This is a genomic window from Cerasicoccus frondis (genome assembly GCA_031296915.1).
Classification (GTDB): domain Bacteria; phylum Verrucomicrobiota; class Verrucomicrobiia; order Opitutales; family Cerasicoccaceae; genus Cerasicoccus; species Cerasicoccus frondis.
On sequence record JAVDPC010000019.1, the window covers coordinates 77,554 to 96,388 of the forward strand.

Below are 18,835 nucleotides of genomic sequence, written 5' to 3' on the forward strand. Positions count from 1 at the left end.
CGCTAAGTCGTTGACTTAGCGGCCTTTGTTTTACCCCAAGGATTCACCGTTGTTTACAGCAGGCTTCAGCAGCCATGTACAGTTAGTTTCGATGCAGTGAAAGATAGCGTATTGGCGGGACTGCTCAGGATGCCAGGTCGTATCCGCCGTCGAACCATCTTCAAGATGAAGAACTGCTGGGAGACGAATTCGAGTTCAAATGCCCAGATTGAGCCCTTCTCTATGCTATCTCTAGCTACCTCTCTTAATAGCCTTAGCAGTAGCGTCCCATCTGTAGCTGTGAAAGCCCTTTGAACTAGCTTAGCTCGTTCCTTAGGTGGAACTTTAAAGACCTCTCTAGCTTGTCCTTCTATGTCCACTATTGAAGACGTGACGGAAGGTAAGATTTAAGCACCTAGGAGGCTTTCCATCAGCCGATAGGCTGACTTTAGTCAAAGTCCACTCTTCCTCTCTACAATGCTCCTCAAACGTCCCATATTCCTGACAGTAGAGCCTGCCTGCACGGATTGCTTGAAAGGAGTCACTACCTCTACAAAGGTTTTGAGACAAAAAATCAGGAGCGGCTTCATTGCCTAATCCTGCTCTTCCCGCCAAACGATAGTTTGAACCAAGAAAAACAACCATCAACCAAGGCTAAAAAATCTGGCACTGATCTTGGCGCCACCGCAACCACTCGCCATCAACAAACCTCGTAAGTCGTTGGTAATGGCGGAGAAGGAGGGATTCGAACCCCCGGACACGTTGCCGCGTCAACTGATTTCGAGTCAGTCCCATTCGGCCACTCTGGCACTTCTCCATCCGAGAAAACCTCCTAACACATAATTCCGCGCGAGAATTGCAATAGCAAATTCGGGGTGTTTATGAGGCAGGCTGTTGAGGGTGTTATTGCTGCTCAAGGCGAGCGACCATTTGGCGCTCCACATATTTGGCGAGCAGGTCAAACTCGAGGTTCACCTTGTCTCCAACTTTACGCTGCTGAAGGTTCGTCACCACCAACGTGTGAGGAATCAGCCAGACGGCGAGGCTATCGTCATGCACCTCGGCCACAGTCAACGACATGCCGTCAATCGCGATACTGCCCTTGTAAACCAAGTACTGACGGAACTCCTTGGGAGCCGATACCCGTAGGTAATGGTTTTTACCCCGTGGCTCAAAGTCCAGGATCTCACCCGTACCATCGATATGCCCGGACACCACGTGCCCGCCAAACCGCCCATTGGCCGCAAGACTGCGCTCAAGGTTGATCAACGAGCCGGCCCCAATGCCAGCAAACGAAGTCAGGCGCACAGTCTCGTCGAGCAAGTCAAAGCTCAGCTCGTTGCCGTTTTTTTCGACTACGGTCAGGCAGCAGCCATTGCAGGCCAAACTATCGCCAATGCCGAGGTCCTCCACTACCATTTGGGCGCGGAGAACCAGACGCCAGCTTTCTGCTCCTTCAGTAAAGGAGACGACCTCACCCGTTTCTTCTACAATTCCGGTAAACATAAATCAGTGATGATGGCGGCGGCCTCGCTTCCGCGCCTGTGGGCCACGCAACGAATCTCGTATGCGGGCGCGCTGACGCTCAGCAATCTCACCTGGGGTTGGTTGGCGGGTTAAGCCCTTTACCCAGTCCTGGTTTTTACCGAGCATGCCTTCGAATTCTGACGGCAGCGGAGATTGCGCAGAAAAGCGGACGATATCTCCATTCAAGGCGAAGCGCACTTCGATCTTCGCCGCGTGCAGAAACAACCGCCTGAGGTTCGTCACGGACTTCACCTTGCGATTGAAGCGAAAGTCGCCGTAGGTGCGATCCCCGACGATGGGCATGTTATTTTTTGCGCATTGATAGCGCAGTTGATGCGTCCGCCCAGTATGCGGATTCAGCCGCATCAAGGAAAGCCCGTAGCGGAAATTATCCCCACGCTCCCACTTAAACGCGGTGCGCGCAGCGGTAACTCCTCCCTGAGATGCATACACAGGGCCACGTCGGCCATGGCGATGGTTTTTCTCCAACAAATCTGCCCACAGACCATGCATCCCAGGTCGCCCAGCGCCCTTAACGAGAGCAAAATACGTTTTTTCCACGTCGTGTGACTGGAAGCGCAGCTTGATTGCCTCTGCGACTGCTTGATTCGTGGCCAGCAAAATAACGCCAGAAGTCGCAGAGTCCAAACGATGCAGCAAGTAGGCTGCCTCTGGAGCCGCGTCATTGGGAAAACCATGATAGCATTCACGCTCGTGATCGTAATCAGCAACCAGTAGCGATCGCTCGCGATCATCAGCGTGCTCCTCGTTAGGATGCGACAGAACGCCAACGGGCTTTTCCAGCGCCAACAGGCCAACCGGATGGCTACCGAGCAAACGCACGCCCTTGCCCCACGGCAGCCAGTCATTGTCGCCCGCTTCGCTCATCGGAAATAATACGTAATGGTGATGCTCTGACTCTCCCCCAAGGTCTGCGCCATTTCCTTGGTCCAAATGCCAAAGGGCGCCCGCGACTGAATGGACTCAATGCAGATCGCCGTCGCTGCACGACTGGCGCTGGAATAGAGCACCTCCATCTGCGTGATCTCGCCCTGCTGATTGATGGAATACTTCACAACCACGCGCGACCCCAAGTCCGCCATGATCGTGGACTGAGAACGCACCAACAATTGCCACTGCATGTCGATTGCCTCGATCATTCGGCGTAAGTAGGCGCCAAATTTATCAAACTTGGCGTCCACCGAAATAGAGCCAACGCGATTTGTCGCGCGCTGTTCTCGCTTGAGCGGGCCAGAAGTGGTCTGCACAAAATTCAAACGCGGGCGCGCTTGTGGGCGAGCTTCACTCGATGGCGTGGCTTGCTGGGTGGCCTCAGACACCATCACCTCTTCCATGTAAACCTGGACGCGGCTGTCGTCTGCCTTTTCCGGTTGTGAGGTTTTCTCCACCGTTTCCTCGGCCTTTTCTTCGGCTTCGCCGGTTTTCACTGCGGCGAGGATGCCCTCTTCCGCCTCTGGCTCCTCCTCCACTTCCAACGCCTTTTGCTCTTCCATGCCGGGATCAGATTCAGCCACTTCTTCGGGCGTATACTCCGGTTGCTCGGCTTCCACCGTCTGGTCCTGTGGCTCCTCCGGCTGCTCCTGTTGTTCGGTTGGTTGCTGTTGCTCGGTCGGCTGCTGTTCGGCCATTTCCTGCTGCTGCTCTTCAGGCTGCATATTAGCAGGCATCTCCGGTGCAGGCTCCGACATCTGCTCGGGAGCCGCTTCTGCGGGCTGAGCCGTTAAATCGCCAGCAACAATTTTCTCCGAATCCAACATTTCGCCATCCACCGCCGGCGTATCGTTATCCTGCGTCGGATCAGGCGTCTCCTGCGCGGCGGCGGTGTCTTTGAATGAAATCTTGTCGGTGTCGACCTTCTCCTCGGGAGCCATTGGATTAGCTTCAACAAACTCCGGCATGGGGGGCGGAGGAGGCAGAAACTCGACTTCGAGGGGCGGATTCGTGGGACGCTCTTTTTCAATGATCCCGATTTCGCCCCAAGGGAAAATCCAAACCGCCAGCAAGTGAATGAGGATGGTGATGGCCAGGCCAATGGGCACCGTTTTACGACGCAGCTTGTCTCCGGCGGTATCATCGGTCCACCGCGGCCATTCGTTGGATTGCGGTTTTTGTGGTGGTTCTTCAAGCGCGCTCATCGGCTGACCTCCAGTTGCGACCACAGGCCAAGCTGCTCCAAGCGCTCACGGAGAAATTCCGTGGGCAGTCCCATCACGTTGTTCAACGAACCATTCAGGCTCTCAATGATCAGCTCACGCCCTTCCTGAATGCCGTAAGCGCCTGCCTTGTCCAGTGGGTTGACGATCTCAAAGTAGCGCTCCATATCTTCACGACTAAGCGGGCGAAACGTCACCTCACTCGTCACAAAATGCGCTTCATCCACCCCGCCATTAAGGGACCGCAGACAAACGCCGGTGTAAACCGTGTGTATACGGCCGGAAAGCTTGGCGAGCATCGCGAATGCATCTTCCAGAGTCGGAGGCTTATGGAGCACTTCATTATCCAAAGCAACCGTGGTGTCGCTGCCAAGCACCAGAGAATCTGGCTGCAAACGGGCAACCTGCTCGGCTTTGATGCGCGCATTGTGCAGCACTGTCTCACGCGGGCAACTATCCGGCTCCTCATGCTCCTCAACATTTGCCGGGCACACGGTGAACCGCACTCCTAGCTCTTGGAGCAGGTAACTCCGGCGCGGCGATGCGGACGCCAGCACCAAGTAGTCATACTTGGCGCCCGAGGTCACGGGGTCTGTTGTGGTAGTGCTCACAAATCCTGAATTTCCAGCAATTAACGGCTCACATTACGCGCCCGCGGATAAAATCCAAGCATGAAGAGGTATTTCGGCCACATTGAATATCGGTCCGCGAATGCCAACCTCATCCTATGCAGACCAAGCCCAGAAAAAGCGGGACCGCCCATCCAAATCCTTAATCGCCTCCCATTTGGCGAGACCTGCCTCCTCGGCCAAACGCGCCAACTCGCCATGTTGGGCAATGCCGGTTTCGGCGGCAAACAAGCCTCCAGCGGCCAAAAACTTCGGAGCCCCAGCCAGAATAACACGCAGGTCATCCAAGCCATCAGCGCCAGAAACCAATGCAGTTTCCGGCTCATGCGAGATCACTTCCGGCTCTGCAGTCGTCATCTCTGCCTTCGTCAAATATGGTGGGTTGCTGATGATTAAATCGTATTGCCCCCCTACTCGCTCAAACCAATTCGACTGAATAAACTCAACCCGCTCCAAGCCATTGGCGGTCGCATTTTCCTGCGCCAGCGCGAGAGCGTCAGGGCTGACGTCCACAGCGGTCACCTGCGCCTCTGGCCAGGCCATCGCAAGGGACAGAGCAAGCGCCCCGGTTCCAGTCCCCAGATCCAGAACATGGCTCGGATGCTCTTGGCCAAAATGCTGGATGATCAAATCCGCCAGCTCTTCAGTTTCTTGACGCGGGATCAACGCCCGGCGATCACACTTGAGCTTCAAATCGAGAAACTCAGTTTGGCCTAAGATATACTGCAACGGTTCTCGACGCGCACGCCGGCCAACTAAAGGACGCAGCTTGTCCAACTGCTCCTTCACCAGCGGCCGCTCAAACTGCAAATACAGATCTAAACGACTACAGTCCAAAACATGCGCCATGAGCCGCTCGGACTGCAATCTTGCCTCCGGCACGCCTTTCTCCTCGAAATACGCCGTTGTTTTTTGCAGGATCTCCAGAACGCTTTGCATACACGAGCCAACACGATGCACTTTAGCCGCGAAGTCAATAACCTGATCGCCAATCTCCGGGGACTGCCCGAAGATCGGGGCCGCTCGGTGTCGCGTCAGGCCAAGCCGATTGACAGCATTGTCGAGGTCATCGTCGAACGCTACAAAATCGGCAAGCCGACTGCGGAGGAAATCATCGTCAAAAACTGGAAGGACATCGTCGGCGAGCAAACCGCTCACCGGGCGCGCCCAATGAAAATCGTCAACGGCAAGCAATTGGTGATTTTGGCCTCGAACTCTGTGATCAAGCAGGAGCTGCTCTTCGCTGAACGACAAATCCTCAAGCGCATCCGCGCCCTCCCCGAGTGTGGCGCGATCCGCGACGTGAAAATCACCGGTTAAGGTGCTGCTCTAGAAAGAGGTCTTCGTCGGCGTAATAACTAAATCGCGCACGCAAAGATGTGGCGGCAATTCGTAGCAGTAGCTCACGACGTCGGCAAATTCTTCCGCAGTCATGAAATCCGGATGTCCGAGCAATTCGCAATATTCATCAAACGTAATGCCCATGCCTGCATGGATGTTGGTGCGAATGTAAGCTGGTGATAGATTGATAACACGCACCCCGGCAGCAGCGGCGGCTTCACGCAGTGATTCCGATACGCTGCGCAAGCCGTATTTACTCGCCGTGTAGCCCACGGCAACCGGACAAGTTTTACGATCAGAGATCGATGTAACGTTGATGATGGTTCCCTTTTTCCGCTCGATCATGCCATCATATACGGCTCGAGTTCCGTTGAGCGCGCCGAGTAAGTTCGTGCGAATTTCGCGCTCATAATCTTCGGGCTCAACTTTTTCAAAGGGTCGCACATCCGCAATGCCCGCATTGTTGATCAGGCAGTCCGTTGGCCCAAACTCCGCCTCAGCGTCCTCGATCGCTTTTTTTAGCGGGCCATAATCACCGACATCAACTTCGGCATAGCTGGCATGCGGCAAGCCGAGATCCACCTTATGCCGCGCAATGAGCAGTAAAGCATACCCATGCGCGGAAAGTTTTTCAGCGATGGCGCGACCGATTCCGGAGCTCGCGCCAGTGATTACGACTAATGGCTTTGATGGAGCACTCACGGTTAATACAAAGTCATCTCAAAGCAAATGATGTCAATGGAATAGCCAAAGGAGTGCCTGGAGAACTATCCAAATAGTACAAAAAATTGCCGCCCTGGCGAACCAGGACGGCTGCGTTTGCTGCTGTTATTTTTTACTAACCCTAGTTTAGTAAAAAGTTGTTGGCTTATTCGAGGCCGTTGCGGGCAAAGCCTTTGCCCTTGGGCCCACGGCCAGGAGGCACGCCGAGTTCACCGGCGATATCGCTGTCGTTGTGGATCGAGTCGGGGGAGTTGGTGAGGTCGACTCCGGCGTCGGTAATGTCGATGTAAGCGCGCTTGGGCCCATCTTCACGACCTGCCAGACGCACGGTGCCGCGTAGTGTCTTGGACTCTGGTCCTTGGCCGCGATCACGCTCCAGGTTGGTGCCGTAACGGCGAATCAAGGTGTCCTTGTCTTCCTTGTCGGCTACAACGAGTATCGCGCCGCCCTTGGCGACTTCGTCTTCATCGATCGTTGCCGCCCAAAAGAACACGTAAGGAACATCATCAGGGGCATGGCGATTGACACGGATAAAGACCACATCGAGGCTAACTTTTTCACCTTCCAGCTCCGGCGCCATGGCCTTCACGTGGGATGCGGTGTTGACGCCTGATGTTCCGGCGAGTGCAACGAAGGGAGAAAAGCCAATGAAGGCTGCGAGAGCAATTTTGAGAGAGGATTTGATTTTCATGATTAAGAGTTGGTTACGCTTTGGAAAACCAACCCCCACATGAAAAGTTGCGGAAAAGCAGAAAAAATATTACCAGAAGATTAATCTACCGCGGCAACGTCTGTAATTTAGCCTGGATATCCGCAGCACGCGGATGGTTAGGCGCCATCTGGACGAACTCTTCATACAGGAAGCGCGCATTGCGCGTGTTGCCCATGATCACTTCATAGGCGCGCCCCAACGCCAGAGTGATGTCTGGGCTGTTCGGGAAACGTTCCTTGGCCTTAACCAGTTCTCGCATCAAAGCGTCGCGACTCATCGTGCGCTGAATAGCGCGCAAATAATTTAAGGTGTAACGGACATCGTTGGGCGCCAGACGGGTTGCTTCCGAAGCATAGATTTCCGCTTCACGGTACTGACCGTTGTTGTAGTAGGCGCGGGAAAGATTATAGGCCAACTCAGCATTTCGGTAGTCGGAAGCAATGGCTTCCCGGTAAAAACGAATCGCAGTCATGTAGTCCTCAGCCTCATAGGCGAGCTTGGCGCGATCAGCAGGCGACATATTCGGTGCTGGCGGGTCAATTTCAATGCGGCCTTGTTCAACCTCGATTTCGCCATCCGCCAACTCCTGGGCATCCACCGTCGTCACTTCAACGCCGCCATCGGGCGTGCGGGTAATTTTCACTTCCTTCACTTCCGCCACCGTCTCTTCGGTCGGCGCCTCCGCATCTGCTGTGGCAATCGTGACCTCATCAACTTCCAAGGCGCCTTCATCTTCCGCCATATCCACGGTAGGCGGCGCCTGCATTTCTTCAGTTAAATCCAACTCTTCGACGCTCGGAGTGGGCAATGCTTTTGCCATCACAAGATCTGGCTCATCATTGACGTTGCCCAAACTGGTTGCCGCTGGCGGTTCTTCCGAATCGGTGTTCGACACGACCAAATCACCTGAAGCCGTGGGCGTGATCACGCCCTCATTCGTGGCCACTGACACCGATTCAGTCGGTGTAGCCGCAATATTCGTGTCGACCGCAGTCGGAGTTTCTTCAACGGCTGTAACCTCCGTGACGACGGTTACGTTTTCAGCGACCACGGCTGGCGCCGCAGCGCTGGCAGCCAGCAATTCTTCTTCCGTCATCTCGACTGTTTCGGCCTCCGCAACAGCAGGCGCCTCAGCTACGGGTTCCTCAACCACTGGTGGTGGCGCGCTCGCGCCAATCGTGCCACGCAAGGCGTTTTGCGCCGAACGCCACTTGAGCAATTCCTGACGCGCCGAGGCGTAAGGGCCACTCGACAATTCGCCGGGGAATTCCTTCTCAATCTGATCCATCAAATCGGCTGCGTGCGGCCATTGCTTGTCACGCAGCGCGATCTCGAACAAACCGAGTTGTGCGTTGAGTCGGTCAGCAGGCGCCCCCCCCGGACGCAGGGCCTGCATGTACCACTTCGTGGCTTGGGCGCGATTATTCAGGGAATGATACAGATGCCCGATCAGGGCCGCCTCTTCGTGGGTTGGTGTTTGGCGGCTGCGGCGAAATGCCTCCAAATAGGCGTCAAGCGCCGCCTGAGTATGCTTTTGCTCAAACTCCACCTGCCCCAAGGCTTTCCACGCAGCGGCATCGTCGGGATTGAGTTCCAGGTAATCACGGTAAGCTTGAGTCGCAGCCTTGGCGTTGCCGCTTTCCCGATGAGTCGACGCGGCATAGAGCGCAAGGTCGGCATTGGTCGGATTTAATTGAAACGCCTGATCGAAATAAAGCGCCGCCATCATGGGGTCTGGCTGCTTCGCGTAAGCAAATGCCAGCGCTTCGATGACCTGCGGATTTCCCGGCGACTTTGCTTCGAGCTCCTCCAGACGCTGAATCGCCAAGGGAACCTGGTTTTCGTAAACCAGTTCATTGGCCGCAGAAATGGCCTGTTGGATTGACGCTTCATCCGGCGGACCATCCTTACCGCCACAAGCGGTTAGAAAAAGTATTGCCAGCAAAAGCCAAAGGCGGGCAAGCTGTGTGCGATATTGCTGTTTCATGCAGAGGCAGTTATAAACCACGACCCTACCGATAACGAGTCAAGCGCTGATAATGTTGGGCACACGTCTATTTACACAATTTTTTGCAGTCATGCTGCTGGCAACCACATCGTGGGGCCAGGATTACCGTCCATCGTCGGAGGTAAAGCCATACGTTTGGGAGTATCCCCTGAACGGCTTCACCGAAACCGATTATGATTACGGAGTCGAATCGCTGATTGCGCACTGGGAGAAAACCTCGGGTAAAAAACTGACCCCGGGAACAACCGGCCAAGTAGGCATCAAGGTCTACACCGCCTCTGGCCCTGGCCTGATGACGCCTCCAAACCTGACCAAGGCCGTCATCGACTCGCTCGTGAAGCGTGGTTACTCCAAGAGCTCGCTCTTCATCATAGATAACAATGAACAGCGTCTACGCGAATGCGGTTACCTGCCATCCCGTGAAGGCATGAGCGAAGAAACCTTCGACGACGTTCCCGTTTACGCCCTGGACACCAACAAAAGCCTCACCAGCGACGTCTGGTTTTACGACAGCAACCTCCCCTCCCGCGAGCGCATGGCCCGGGCCATTTCCTCCGGCCGCGGCTTCTCCTTCGAGGAAGATCCCAACGACCGCAAAAGCTTCCTGCCCTCGAAGCTGTTCCTGGACACAGACTTCTGGATCAACCTGCCAACGGTGTCCGACAACGAGGCGCTCGGCGTCAGCGGCGCAATCGCCAACGCCACCCTCTGGAATGTGACCAATAATCAGCGCTTTTTCCAGAGTTCGGCGAACGCCCCAGTGGCGGCGGCGGAAATCGGCGCGATTCCCGAGCTTTACGAAAAGTGGGTGTTCAGCATCGTGTCCCTGGAGCGCTATCAATACCTGGGTGGGCCTCGCTTCAACGCCTACTACACCGGCACAGAAAAACGCCTTTGGCTCAGCGAGAACCCTGTCGCCATCGACTACTTGATGTGGCGCAAGCTAATGAAGCATCGCCGCGCGGCAAAGTTTGATGTCCAGGAGGGCGAGCCACCGCTCTTTGAGTACGCCACCACACTCGGCCTCGGGCCGTATAAGCTCAACGAACTCAAACTCCGCAAGCTGGCCTCAGCCAACTAAAGAGCGCGAGCGCAGCCTCAGGTATTGGGAAACGCCAAGGTCAAACGGGCCGCGCTGACGCTTTCACGGACCAGAGACACATCCCCGAAGTGACGTTTCAAGATGATGCTGCTCAGGCAAAGCGGCATATCTGCGGAATTGCCTGAGACATTGCCGCTCAGCTCATGCAGTTCCGGCACATGATCCAGTTGCTCTGGCGAAGCTTCCCAGCAAATTTCCAGTTGAACGCCATCTGGCGCCGGAGCGGTTTGAACAGTCACGCCGCTTGAAGGCGAAGCCAATGAAATGACCCAAGGCATCAACTGGCCGAGCATCAAGTTGACCATCCTCACATCGGCATAAATGTCGGTTTCCTGGTCACCAAGAAACTCTAGTTTGATCCCCTTCTCGGCCAGACAATCATCCCACTGAGTCCAGTCAATTTCCTGCCAGAGGTTCAACATCGAACGTAAAGTGGCGTCATTGCCCGCGAGCAAATCTCCCCACTGTCGGACATTTGAGAAGAAGCGCTGCAATCCCTCGATCTGGCTCGAAGCAATAGCAGGCTCAACACCATTAGCATCCCGGTGCAATGGCTCCCAGCTTACAGACTGGCGCTTCACCTCTTCAATCAACGCCTGACTAAACACCTTCTGTTCCTGCGCCAGGCGTTGTAGCCGCTTTTGATTGCCATGAGCCTGCAAATGCTGGCGGACGCGCAAGATGAGCTCTTCCTTATCGAAAGGCTTGATTAAATAATCCGACCCTCCGACTTCCAGACCTCGCACAATCTCTTCTTTGCGCCCAAGCCCCGTCAGGAAAATGACCGGTATATCGCGAAACCGGGGATCCGAGCGCATTTTTCGGCAAACCTCATAACCACCCATTTCCGGCATCATGATATCGAGCAGGACCAGGTCGATTGGCTGTTCTTCCAGAATTTCCAGAGCTTTGGCGCCATTTTCCGCTGGAAACAGTCGGCAGCGGTCGTCCTCCAAAAAGCTTTTCAGGATAATCAGGATGCTAGGCGCATCGTCCACAACGAGCAAATTACCCGATACTTGCGGCAAGGTTCTAGTGGAAGATTTCAGCATTTCGTCTATGCGATTAGGACGTTTAGTCGATTGAGCGATTATCAATATCGTCGAGTAACGGGTAAACTTTACAGCAAGCAACTGATTGATGAAGAATACTACATATTTCTATGCGAGTCCATGAACTATATTCCTCACCCGACAGCTAGTAGCCGTTCAATAAAAACCCCCAGTTCATAGAACCGGGGGTAAAAGCACTTAAAAAGTTGTTAAGCAGCGCCTTAGCGACGACGGCGGCGGAACTTGCTTTCGAACTTCTCAACGCGGCCAGCGGTGTCAACAAAACGCTTTTCACCAGTATAGGCCGGATGCGAATCCATCGTCACATCGCAAACGAGAACGCTGTATTCAACACCGTCAATGGTTTCCTTCTGCTTCGACTTGAGAGTCGAGCGAGTCAGGAACTTCTTGCCGCTGGAAACGTCGACAAAGCAGACCGGATTGTAGGAGGGATGTAATTCGGTTTTCACGATAAAAAATGGGTGCTGATTAACCTTGGCGCGCCTTAAAACGCGGGTTGGTTTTGTTAATGACATAGATGCGACCGCGACGGCGAACGACTTGGCAGTCCGGGTGGCGGTGCTTCAGCGACTTGATGGAAGATACTACTTTCATGATTGTGAAAATTTGGAAAAGGGGAGAAAAAAGCTTTTCGACAACAGACTGTCAATGGCATTTTAGAAGAAATAAAAATTTTTCTTAAAAATGATCTTGCCAATGCGTAAGTCGACCGGCACTTTCGTCCGCTTTTTATAAGACAAATCTCAACCATTTGGCAACTATGTCCCGAATTTGTTCAGTAACCGGCAAGCGCCCAGTCAAGGGTCGCAGAATTCACCGCAGTGGTCTCACCAAGAAAAGCGGCGGCATTGGCACGCACGTCACCAAGACGGTTAAGCGCACCTTCCGCCCGAATCTTCAGCACATCCGCGTGAAGCTGCCCAGCGGCCAAGTCAAGCGCATGTGGGTTTCCGCTAAGGCCATTAAGGCCGGTAAGGTCGTCAAGGCCTAACCTTGCGATCCGAACGGAGCTAATGCTTTGAAACAAACCGTCGCAATCGCGGCGGTTTTTTTGGCCCACTGCCCTCCCCGCTTGCCCAAGTTGCCGATAACCCATTGATAAAGTCGGGGGTTATGACTTGCCAATCAGGGAGATAATTCTGAGTGTAACTGCCGGTTTCTACCCATGCCAAGCAAGAGTTTGAATCGTCATTATGCGATCCCCTATCTGGACTTCACAGATTTCTGGGATATCTGCGGCTACCTGCTCCGCGTGCAACCACAATTTCCCAAAGTGCGCTACAGCATTTATGCATCCGATGGCGCTATTGTGGAGGACGAGCACGACATCTCGCTCATTCTAAAAATCTTACACGACAAGGCCACTTCCGTTTGTCGTTTTCACGCCACGCTCTACAACGGACATATGGACAGTGGCCCCTGCGCTTCGCTGGATTACGTGACAGAAGAAGGCGACACCAAAACCAGCCCCATGGGCCTTACGGTGGCCACGCCCGAAATTTCGCGACTCAATACCTTCGAATTCGAAGGCGTGCTGCTGGAAAAATATCAGCTTGAGGCCGACAATGAGCCCCGTATCGAATTCGGCATCCCCTGCGAAGTCCTGACTGCGATCATCGACCTGCGTGGTTTTTCCGCCTTCTGCGAACAACCACAGATTGAGAGCCCCTACACTTGCGGGCTCATGTACGCCTTTTATCAGAGCGTCGAGCAACGCTTTAACAAGTACCGCCCGGACCTGATCAAATACCTGGGCGACGGCGTTTTGACATTGTGGGAGACGACCTACGAAGACCGCCCGGCCGCCTTAGAAGTTTGCCTCAACGGGCTACGTGAACTGCAAGACCAGTGGGACATCGTCCGCCGGGCGCCGCAATTCAGCCACGGAGCGCCCAATGAGGTCGCCGCTGGGCTGTCCTTCGGTCTAGCCAGCCAAATTCCGGGCGCGCAGGATTACATCGGTCGCCCGATCAATGTAGCCAGCCGCCTTTGCAGCGTCTGCGGCGGCTCGGAGATACTGGTGGATAAATCAGTCCCTGGCATCGATCCCGCAATTCCCAAGGACGATATTTCAGTCCACATTAAGTCTTTCGGACGCTATCAGGTATGGCGCGTGCGCACACGCTAGAGCACTTTTCATCTAGATAGGCCGATCAGACCGCAGTGATTTTTCGTGTCCAGCAAGGCGGCTTGGGAGTCTAAAAATTAAAGTGAGTAAATTAAAGGTCGGCAGATGAATTCGGCAGAACATCACGTAAACGGATAATGCAAATCACGCATCCCCGAGCATCTAAAACGACCGACCAGCCGTTTACGCCCGATCTTTAATTTTAAATTTGCCCACTTTAATCCCCCTCCGCGAGCTAACGCGCGTCGGGAAACCAAGATAGAAATGCCGACTTGGGCGCCTTCTCCCACGTCGTCTGATCGCAACCAAAAATTTCCTGAAAAACGCCAGGGAATTCATCATCGATGCGGGAAAGCGTCTGCTCGTCGCCTTTACCGCCCACATACTGCACTTTGCAGATCCAGTGATGGCCTTGGAAGGCGTCTGCCCACAGCGTGAAGACCACTTCCGGCATTTCCTTAGAGAGCTTTTTCAACGCCTTGAAAGGCGGTTCCCACTCACAGTGGAAGAAAATCCGATCTTCGCTGGTCTGCACTTTATCACCCGCTTCGGCTGCAATTTGCTTCACCGCTTCGAGGGCGGCTTGGCGTTGTTCAGCGTCTTCAGACGCCACGGCAATTACGTTGTCGATATCAATGTGCAAACTCATCTTACAAGCAAAGTCGCGCACTTTGGTGTGGTGACAAAGAATTGGCCAGTCAAAAAAATGTAGAATGACCGATCCCACATTCCTGCTTCTTTCCACAGTCGCAAAAAATGCTTCAAAAAGGTGAATTCACCCCTCGTTCCAAGGGCAACGTAATTTTCCGATTGAATAACAACCTCAAAACGGTTGGATCAAAGTTGCTTACGCAATTCCTCCCTCAGAAACCCTTAAATCCCTCCCCCCATTAAATAGTCATGTCTCGACCTGTCACGCTATTCACCGGCCAATGGGCCGACCTGTCACTTGAAGCCCTCGCCCCCAAAATTAAAGAAATGGGCTATGACGGCGTTGAACTCGCCTGCTGGGGCGACCATTTTGATGTGTCGCAAGCCGGTAAGAAAGCTTACCTGAAAGAAAAATGGGAGCTGCTCGCCGATAACGGCCTAACATGCCTCGCCATATCCAATCACCTGGTTGGCCAGGCCGTGTGCGACCTCATTGATGATCGCCACAAATCGATTATCCCTGACCATGTCTGGGGAGACGGCAAGCCCGAAGGCGTCCGCAAGCGCGCCGCCAAGGAGATGATCGCCACCGCCAAGGCCTGCCGCAAGTTCATGGACGCCAAGCCCAAGGGGCTCGACAACTGCAAGCTGCCTGCCGTGGTCAATGGCTTCACTGGCTCCAGCATCTGGCACTACTTATATTCTTTCCCGCCCGTCACGCCGAAAATGATCGATGAGGGCTTCAAGGACTTTGCTGATCGTTGGAAACCGATTCTTGACGCCTTCGACAAGGTAGACGTCAACTTTGCGCTCGAAGTGCACCCAACGGAAATCGCTTTCGACATCGCCAGCGCCGAACGCGCGATCAAAGCCCTCAAGGGTCACAAACGTTTTGGCTTCAACTACGATCCATCGCACTTGGGCTACCAAGGCGTCGACTACGTGAAATTCATCCGCACTTTCAAAGACCGCATCTACCACTGCCACATGAAAGACGTCTGGTGGGATCACGGCAATGGCGACGTTGGCGTGTTTGGCGGTCACACTGAGTTCGGCGACCCGCGTCGCTATTGGGACTTCCGCTCGCTGGGTCATGGCGACATCATGTTCGAAGACATCATCGTTGCGTTGAATGACATCGGCTATGCTGGCCCGCTCTCTGTCGAGTGGGAAGACATCCGCATGGACCGTTTTCACGGCGCTTCGGAAGCCGCAGAATTCGTCCGCAGCATCGATTTTCCAACAAGCGATGTCGCCTTCGACGCTGCTTTCGACAAGGAAAAGTAAGCACTATTTCAGCTTCAACCGATCTGGTTCACTCGCCCAATCCCGCGCTTGGATGAACTCTTCCTCGCTGCGCCAGGCGCGCTTGAGATAGCGGTTATTCAACAGTTTGAAATATTCATTCGCTTTGCGATGGTCTCCTGTTTTCCAGGCCATGCGCGCAGCTGTGGATAGCAAGTTTATCGAGTTCGGATACTTCTCCAGCAGGATATCCAACCCTGCACACGTACGCGCCCATGAAGCGTTCGTTTGGCCAAACAGGTTGTCATAATATCCAGACTGATTTATTACAATTCGGGCATAGACCTCATCGCCCAAGCCATCGAGCCGATTTGCCGTTTCTTCGGCGAACGCCTCCCAATCACCAGGTTCGCCGTACCATCTGGGCAATAAAGCGAACGCCAGCTCCGTATCATACCCCCAAAAGGTAGGAAACGCTGCATGCGCTTCATCGACTAGTGCTAAATAAGCGTCAGCATTCCATCCTTGGCTGCGGGCCAAACGAAGCGCGATCAGATAGAACATCGGATCCTCCCCTGCATGCGCTTCGACCGACTTCAATATTTCCGACGCCTTGGATAAACGCTCATCAAAAAGACGCCAGCCATCGTCAGATACGGTATCCGCGTATCCGCCTCCACGCGCATTCCAAGCGTAGTCTTCGTAGAAGTCCGCATAAGCAAGTTTAGCTGTAATCGACTCCGGATACGCGTCAATCCACTCACGGTGTATTTCATCATGAAGCACCCACATTGAGTCCAGCTCATCGTCACGCGGGGCAAACGCGGTATAAAAACGGTAGATTTTCCAAGAGCCATTTTCAAAGACCGGATTACCAGAACGCAATTCGTTGGCCATGGCTTCCAGCGCTTCGAAATCCCGATTATTGTAAAGCATGCGAGCGTCATAGCGCATGAGCTGGATATCCTGCTCGATGGAGTCTTCTACTAGAACCAGCGGCCGACTTGAACCCTCAGCCTGCTCAGCGCTGTGCTTCGGATTATCGTTGCCACAGCCAACCAATCCCAAAATCACAACAATGACGCCAATTGATCGAAAAAACATACAGCATGCTTTCGCACCTCGGCCCGTACGGCAAGTCATGTATTCCAATACTGGGTCATCTCATTTTCATGGGAATCTGCATTGCTACGGCAGAGCAAATCACCTTCAATAGGTTCTCGTGGAAGATCAGGGGCTGCATACTGGTCGTGAGTGGGTCGCATGTCCAAGCTGCGATGCGCTACATCGTCGACCGAAATCAGAGATGAGCGGCGATGGGCTTTGCACTTATTGCGGACACAAACTGTTTAGCAGTGGCAAGAACCCAATCCAACGCACATTAGCGCTTTCACTGGCTGGTCTCGTGCTTTTCATTCCGGCCAATGTATACCCGCTGGTGTCGATCAGTTCATACGGCGTGCATTCTTCCAACGAACTGTTTACCGGACCATTGGACTTGCTGAATGTTTATCACATGCCGGCAGTGGCGACCCTGGTCTTTCTCACCAGCATGGTTTTTCCCCTGATATTCCTGCTGGGCATGGCGGCGGTTACCATCTGCGCTCAACTGGGCAAATATCCCCGCTGGTTCGCCAGACGCCTGCGCTTGACACAAACCCTCAGCCGCTGGGCGATGATCGACGTCTACATCCTCGCGTGTCTGGTCACTTTTGTGAAGCTGGCCGATCTGGCCGAGGTCGATCCTGGCGAAGGGCTTTTCTGCCTGGGCGGCGTGCTGGCCTGCACCCTGCTCGCCAGCCTGAGCTTTGACTCAGCGCTTCTCTGGGATCGTTATGCTCAAAATCAACGGAAGGCCTCACGATGAGTCAGCGCCAAACCGCCCGCAGCCATCAATTAATCGCCTGTGAAACCTGTGGGCAACTCTCGCGCATGCCCAGCCAACAGCAAGCGGCATACCGATGCCCTACCTGTGGCGGTAAGGTCGAGAGCAGAAACGCCAACATGATTGCCCGCACCTGGGCGTTGGTAATTTCTGGATTCATCCTCTACATACCAGCGAATTTATTTCCGGTGATGACGATCAATATGGTCGGCGACGCCGAGTCGGACACCATCATGACTGGCGTCATTGAACTCTTCCAAAGCGGCATGTGGGCAGTCGGGTTGCTGGTGCTTTGCGCCAGTATTTTCGTGCCGCTGATGAAACTCATTGGACTCGCCTACCTGCTCATCACTGTCCAAAGCAAAAGTCGCCTGCGCAAACGCGACCGCACCCGGCTTTATCGCATCATTGAGCTCATCGGTCGCTGGTCGATGCTCGATGTATTCCTGGTTTCCATCCTGATTGCGGTCGTCGACCTCGGACAGGTCGCTACAATTAGCCCGGAAATTGGCGCAGCTTTTTTTGCCAGCGTGGTCATCCTCACGATGTTCGCCGCAAATATTTTTGACCCGCGCTTAATCTGGGACCACGCCGAATCCTCTCAATAAACTTTCCTATGGAACAAAAAGATAAAGACACCTTGCCAGAAGTCCAACTGACCAAACATCAGCGCTTCTCCATCGTCTGGGTCGTGCCCATCATCGCCATCGCCATCGCCGGTTGGCTCGCCTACCGTAGCCTCGCCATGCGCGGCCCTGAAATAGAAATCACCTTTAAAGACGGCTCGGGCTTGGTGGCAGGAAAAACCGAGATCCAATACCTCGGCATCAAAGTAGGCTCGGTCGACAAAGTTCACCTCGACGAAAAGCTGTCTAAAGTTGTCGTGAAGGCGCGGCTGGAAAAAAGCGCTGCGGAAGCTGGCATTGCCTCTGAGGGCGCGGCGTTCTGGGTCGTGCGCCCACAGATTGGCATTGGCGGCGTGCGAGGCCTCGACACATTGCTCAGCGGCCCTTACATTGGCGTTTCTCCAGGCAACGGCGGCAAGACAATCCATCAGTTTTCCGGCCTGCCGGAGCAGCCGCCCGCTGGCCCGCGCGAACCTGGATTGAACATCATTTTGCAGGCGGAAAAGCTCGGGTCCCTCACCGATGGCGATCCGGTATACTACCGCGAGTTTCAGGTCGGCGAAGTGGATCAGGTTTACCTCGCCAGTGACGCACGCACCGTCCATGCCCACATCCATATCAAGGCGGAGTATGCGCCCCTCGTTCGACAGAACACCAAGTTTTGGAATGCCTCCGGAATCGGCATGAGCTTGGGCTTATTTGGCGCCAAAGTGAAAACTGAATCCCTCAGCTCGATTCTCAAGGGTGGCGTTTCGTTCGCGACTCCGCCTAATGACGAAATGGGCGGATCAGTCGAGGACAACGATGTTTTCAAGCTCTACGATGAACCCGAGGACGAGTGGAGCGAATGGGCGCCAACCATTCAGCTCACTGACGTCATGGCTCAACTTTCTCAAGCCGTTTCCGCAGGCGGCATCCCTCCAGAGAAGGATGTCACCGTAGCGGACCCCGCCGGAGCCGCCCCTGTCAAAACTCCGGCGGAGAAAAATTCTCAGATGCCGACCCGTCCGCCGGGCCATCATGAGTAATGCA

General features: G+C 54.3%; 21 protein-coding genes and 1 tRNA gene. 8 read left to right on the forward strand and 14 right to left on the reverse strand.

Features of this window, described 5'->3' with window-relative positions:
• Positions 1-706 precede the first annotated feature (706 nt).
• From RBB63_RS15140 to prmC, 6 genes are all read right to left on the reverse strand, one after another.
• A tRNA-Ser gene (locus RBB63_RS15140) sits at positions 707-796 on the reverse strand.
• 86 nt (positions 797-882) lie between these two features.
• Positions 883-1,485: a riboflavin synthase gene (locus RBB63_RS15145; RefSeq protein ID WP_309385809.1), complete on the reverse strand. Its 603-nt coding sequence runs from the start codon at positions 1,483-1,485 to the stop codon at positions 883-885.
• A 3-nt stretch (positions 1,486-1,488) separates the two neighbouring features.
• Positions 1,489-2,394: an RluA family pseudouridine synthase gene (locus RBB63_RS15150; RefSeq protein WP_309385810.1), complete on the reverse strand. Its 906-nt coding sequence runs from the start codon at positions 2,392-2,394 to the stop codon at positions 1,489-1,491.
• Complete coding sequence (locus RBB63_RS15155; RefSeq protein ID WP_309385811.1) at positions 2,391-3,662, reverse strand: hypothetical protein; 1,272 nt, start codon at positions 3,660-3,662, stop codon at positions 2,391-2,393. The genes RBB63_RS15150 and RBB63_RS15155 overlap by 4 nt, the downstream gene beginning before the upstream one ends.
• The gene (locus RBB63_RS15160; RefSeq protein WP_309385812.1) at positions 3,659-4,291 is read right to left on the reverse strand and encodes a Maf family protein; all 633 of its coding nucleotides are present in this window, start codon (positions 4,289-4,291) and stop codon (positions 3,659-3,661) included. The genes RBB63_RS15155 and RBB63_RS15160 overlap by 4 nt, the downstream gene beginning before the upstream one ends.
• 114 nt (positions 4,292-4,405) lie before the next feature.
• Positions 4,406-5,248, reverse strand: coding sequence for a peptide chain release factor N(5)-glutamine methyltransferase (gene prmC, locus RBB63_RS15165; RefSeq protein WP_309385813.1), 843 nt, complete (start codon positions 5,246-5,248; stop codon positions 4,406-4,408).
• 15 nt (positions 5,249-5,263) lie between these two features.
• Between prmC and RBB63_RS15170 the strand changes: the two genes are divergently transcribed.
• Positions 5,264-5,629 carry a DciA family protein gene (locus RBB63_RS15170; protein WP_309385814.1) on the forward strand — a complete coding sequence of 122 codons (366 nt, stop codon included), beginning with the start codon at positions 5,264-5,266 and terminating at the stop codon, positions 5,627-5,629.
• A 9-nt stretch (positions 5,630-5,638) separates the two neighbouring features.
• Here RBB63_RS15170 and RBB63_RS15175 read toward each other — a convergent pair whose 3' ends face one another.
• The 3 genes from RBB63_RS15175 to RBB63_RS15185 form a co-directional block, all read right to left on the reverse strand.
• Positions 5,639-6,352 carry an SDR family oxidoreductase gene (locus RBB63_RS15175; protein WP_309385815.1) on the reverse strand — a complete coding sequence of 238 codons (714 nt, stop codon included), beginning with the start codon at positions 6,350-6,352 and terminating at the stop codon, positions 5,639-5,641.
• Between the two features lie 166 nt (positions 6,353-6,518).
• Positions 6,519-7,064 carry a hypothetical protein gene (locus RBB63_RS15180; protein ID WP_309385816.1) on the reverse strand — a complete coding sequence of 182 codons (546 nt, stop codon included), beginning with the start codon at positions 7,062-7,064 and terminating at the stop codon, positions 6,519-6,521.
• Between the two features lie 85 nt (positions 7,065-7,149).
• Positions 7,150-9,072: a tetratricopeptide repeat protein gene (locus RBB63_RS15185; protein ID WP_309385817.1), complete on the reverse strand. Its 1,923-nt coding sequence runs from the start codon at positions 9,070-9,072 to the stop codon at positions 7,150-7,152.
• 91 nt (positions 9,073-9,163) lie between these two features.
• Between RBB63_RS15185 and RBB63_RS15190 the strand changes: the two genes are divergently transcribed.
• On the forward strand, positions 9,164-10,174 hold the full coding sequence (locus RBB63_RS15190; protein ID WP_309385818.1) for a hypothetical protein: 1,011 nt from the start codon (positions 9,164-9,166) through the stop codon (positions 10,172-10,174).
• A 17-nt stretch (positions 10,175-10,191) separates the two neighbouring features.
• Here the strand turns inward: RBB63_RS15190 and RBB63_RS15195 are convergent, their stop codons facing one another.
• The 3 genes from RBB63_RS15195 to ykgO form a co-directional block, all read right to left on the reverse strand.
• A complete protein-coding gene (locus RBB63_RS15195) occupies positions 10,192-11,223 on the reverse strand; it encodes a response regulator (RefSeq protein WP_309385819.1) in 1,032 nt (343 codons plus the stop codon).
• Between the two features lie 245 nt (positions 11,224-11,468).
• On the reverse strand, positions 11,469-11,717 hold the full coding sequence (locus RBB63_RS15200) for a type B 50S ribosomal protein L31 (RefSeq protein WP_309385820.1): 249 nt from the start codon (positions 11,715-11,717) through the stop codon (positions 11,469-11,471).
• Positions 11,718-11,736: 19 nt separating this feature from the next.
• A complete protein-coding gene (gene ykgO / locus RBB63_RS15205; protein ID WP_189511251.1) occupies positions 11,737-11,862 on the reverse strand; it encodes a type B 50S ribosomal protein L36 in 126 nt (41 codons plus the stop codon).
• A gap of 166 nt (positions 11,863-12,028) precedes the next feature.
• Between ykgO and rpmB the strand changes: the two genes are divergently transcribed.
• The gene (rpmB, locus tag RBB63_RS15210; protein ID WP_309385821.1) at positions 12,029-12,259 is read left to right on the forward strand and encodes a 50S ribosomal protein L28; all 231 of its coding nucleotides are present in this window, start codon (positions 12,029-12,031) and stop codon (positions 12,257-12,259) included.
• Between the two features lie 174 nt (positions 12,260-12,433).
• Positions 12,434-13,396, forward strand: a complete 963-nt coding sequence (locus RBB63_RS15215; RefSeq protein WP_309385822.1) for a nucleotidyl cyclase domain-containing protein — start codon at positions 12,434-12,436, stop codon at positions 13,394-13,396.
• A 235-nt stretch (positions 13,397-13,631) separates the two neighbouring features.
• On the opposite strand, the gene RBB63_RS15220 is transcribed toward RBB63_RS15215, so the two are convergent.
• Positions 13,632-14,045 carry a hypothetical protein gene (locus tag RBB63_RS15220; RefSeq protein ID WP_309385823.1) on the reverse strand — a complete coding sequence of 138 codons (414 nt, stop codon included), beginning with the start codon at positions 14,043-14,045 and terminating at the stop codon, positions 13,632-13,634.
• A 251-nt stretch (positions 14,046-14,296) separates the two neighbouring features.
• Between RBB63_RS15220 and RBB63_RS15225 the strand changes: the two genes are divergently transcribed.
• Positions 14,297-15,334, forward strand: coding sequence for a sugar phosphate isomerase/epimerase family protein (locus RBB63_RS15225; protein ID WP_309385824.1), 1,038 nt, complete (start codon positions 14,297-14,299; stop codon positions 15,332-15,334).
• A 3-nt stretch (positions 15,335-15,337) separates the two neighbouring features.
• Here the strand turns inward: RBB63_RS15225 and RBB63_RS15230 are convergent, their stop codons facing one another.
• A complete protein-coding gene (locus RBB63_RS15230; protein WP_309385825.1) occupies positions 15,338-16,396 on the reverse strand; it encodes a DUF4034 domain-containing protein in 1,059 nt (352 codons plus the stop codon).
• A 118-nt stretch (positions 16,397-16,514) separates the two neighbouring features.
• On the opposite strand from RBB63_RS15230, the gene RBB63_RS15235 reads away from it, so the two are divergent.
• Genes RBB63_RS15235 through RBB63_RS15245 form a run of 3 tightly spaced genes read left to right on the forward strand, consistent with a single transcriptional unit; the run spans position 16,515 to position 18,831 of the window.
• The gene (locus tag RBB63_RS15235; protein ID WP_309385826.1) at positions 16,515-17,159 is read left to right on the forward strand and encodes a paraquat-inducible protein A; all 645 of its coding nucleotides are present in this window, start codon (positions 16,515-16,517) and stop codon (positions 17,157-17,159) included.
• The gene (locus RBB63_RS15240) at positions 17,156-17,785 is read left to right on the forward strand and encodes a paraquat-inducible protein A (protein WP_309385827.1); all 630 of its coding nucleotides are present in this window, start codon (positions 17,156-17,158) and stop codon (positions 17,783-17,785) included. The genes RBB63_RS15235 and RBB63_RS15240 overlap by 4 nt, the downstream gene beginning before the upstream one ends.
• Positions 17,786-17,793: 8 nt before the next feature.
• Positions 17,794-18,831 carry a PqiB family protein gene (locus tag RBB63_RS15245; protein WP_309385828.1) on the forward strand — a complete coding sequence of 346 codons (1,038 nt, stop codon included), beginning with the start codon at positions 17,794-17,796 and terminating at the stop codon, positions 18,829-18,831.
• Positions 18,832-18,835 lie beyond the last annotated feature (4 nt).

Coding starts and splice junctions, on each gene's coding strand:
- RBB63_RS15225 (WP_309385824.1), top strand. CDS start 14,297: ATGTCTCGACCTGTCACGCTATTCACCGGCCAATGGGCCGACCTGTCA.
- RBB63_RS15170 (WP_309385814.1), top strand. CDS start 5,264: ATGCACTTTAGCCGCGAAGTCAATAACCTGATCGCCAATCTCCGGGGA.
- RBB63_RS15220 (WP_309385823.1), bottom strand. CDS start 14,045: ATGAGTTTGCACATTGATATCGACAACGTAATTGCCGTGGCGTCTGAA.
- RBB63_RS15150 (WP_309385810.1), bottom strand. CDS start 2,394: ATGAGCGAAGCGGGCGACAATGACTGGCTGCCGTGGGGCAAGGGCGTG.
- RBB63_RS15240 (WP_309385827.1), top strand. CDS start 17,156: ATGAGTCAGCGCCAAACCGCCCGCAGCCATCAATTAATCGCCTGTGAA.
- RBB63_RS15145 (WP_309385809.1), bottom strand. CDS start 1,485: ATGTTTACCGGAATTGTAGAAGAAACGGGTGAGGTCGTCTCCTTTACT.
- RBB63_RS15230 (WP_309385825.1), bottom strand. CDS start 16,396: ATGTTTTTTCGATCAATTGGCGTCATTGTTGTGATTTTGGGATTGGTT.
- RBB63_RS15215 (WP_309385822.1), top strand. CDS start 12,434: ATGCCAAGCAAGAGTTTGAATCGTCATTATGCGATCCCCTATCTGGAC.
- RBB63_RS15180 (WP_309385816.1), bottom strand. CDS start 7,064: ATGAAAATCAAATCCTCTCTCAAAATTGCTCTCGCAGCCTTCATTGGC.
- rpmB (WP_309385821.1), top strand. CDS start 12,029: ATGTCCCGAATTTGTTCAGTAACCGGCAAGCGCCCAGTCAAGGGTCGC.
- RBB63_RS15155 (WP_309385811.1), bottom strand. CDS start 3,662: ATGAGCGCGCTTGAAGAACCACCACAAAAACCGCAATCCAACGAATGG.
- RBB63_RS15185 (WP_309385817.1), bottom strand. CDS start 9,072: ATGAAACAGCAATATCGCACACAGCTTGCCCGCCTTTGGCTTTTGCTG.
- RBB63_RS15190 (WP_309385818.1), top strand. CDS start 9,164: ATGCTGCTGGCAACCACATCGTGGGGCCAGGATTACCGTCCATCGTCG.
- RBB63_RS15245 (WP_309385828.1), top strand. CDS start 17,794: ATGGAACAAAAAGATAAAGACACCTTGCCAGAAGTCCAACTGACCAAA.
- ykgO (WP_189511251.1), bottom strand. CDS start 11,862: ATGAAAGTAGTATCTTCCATCAAGTCGCTGAAGCACCGCCACCCGGAC.
- prmC (WP_309385813.1), bottom strand. CDS start 5,248: ATGCAAAGCGTTCTGGAGATCCTGCAAAAAACAACGGCGTATTTCGAG.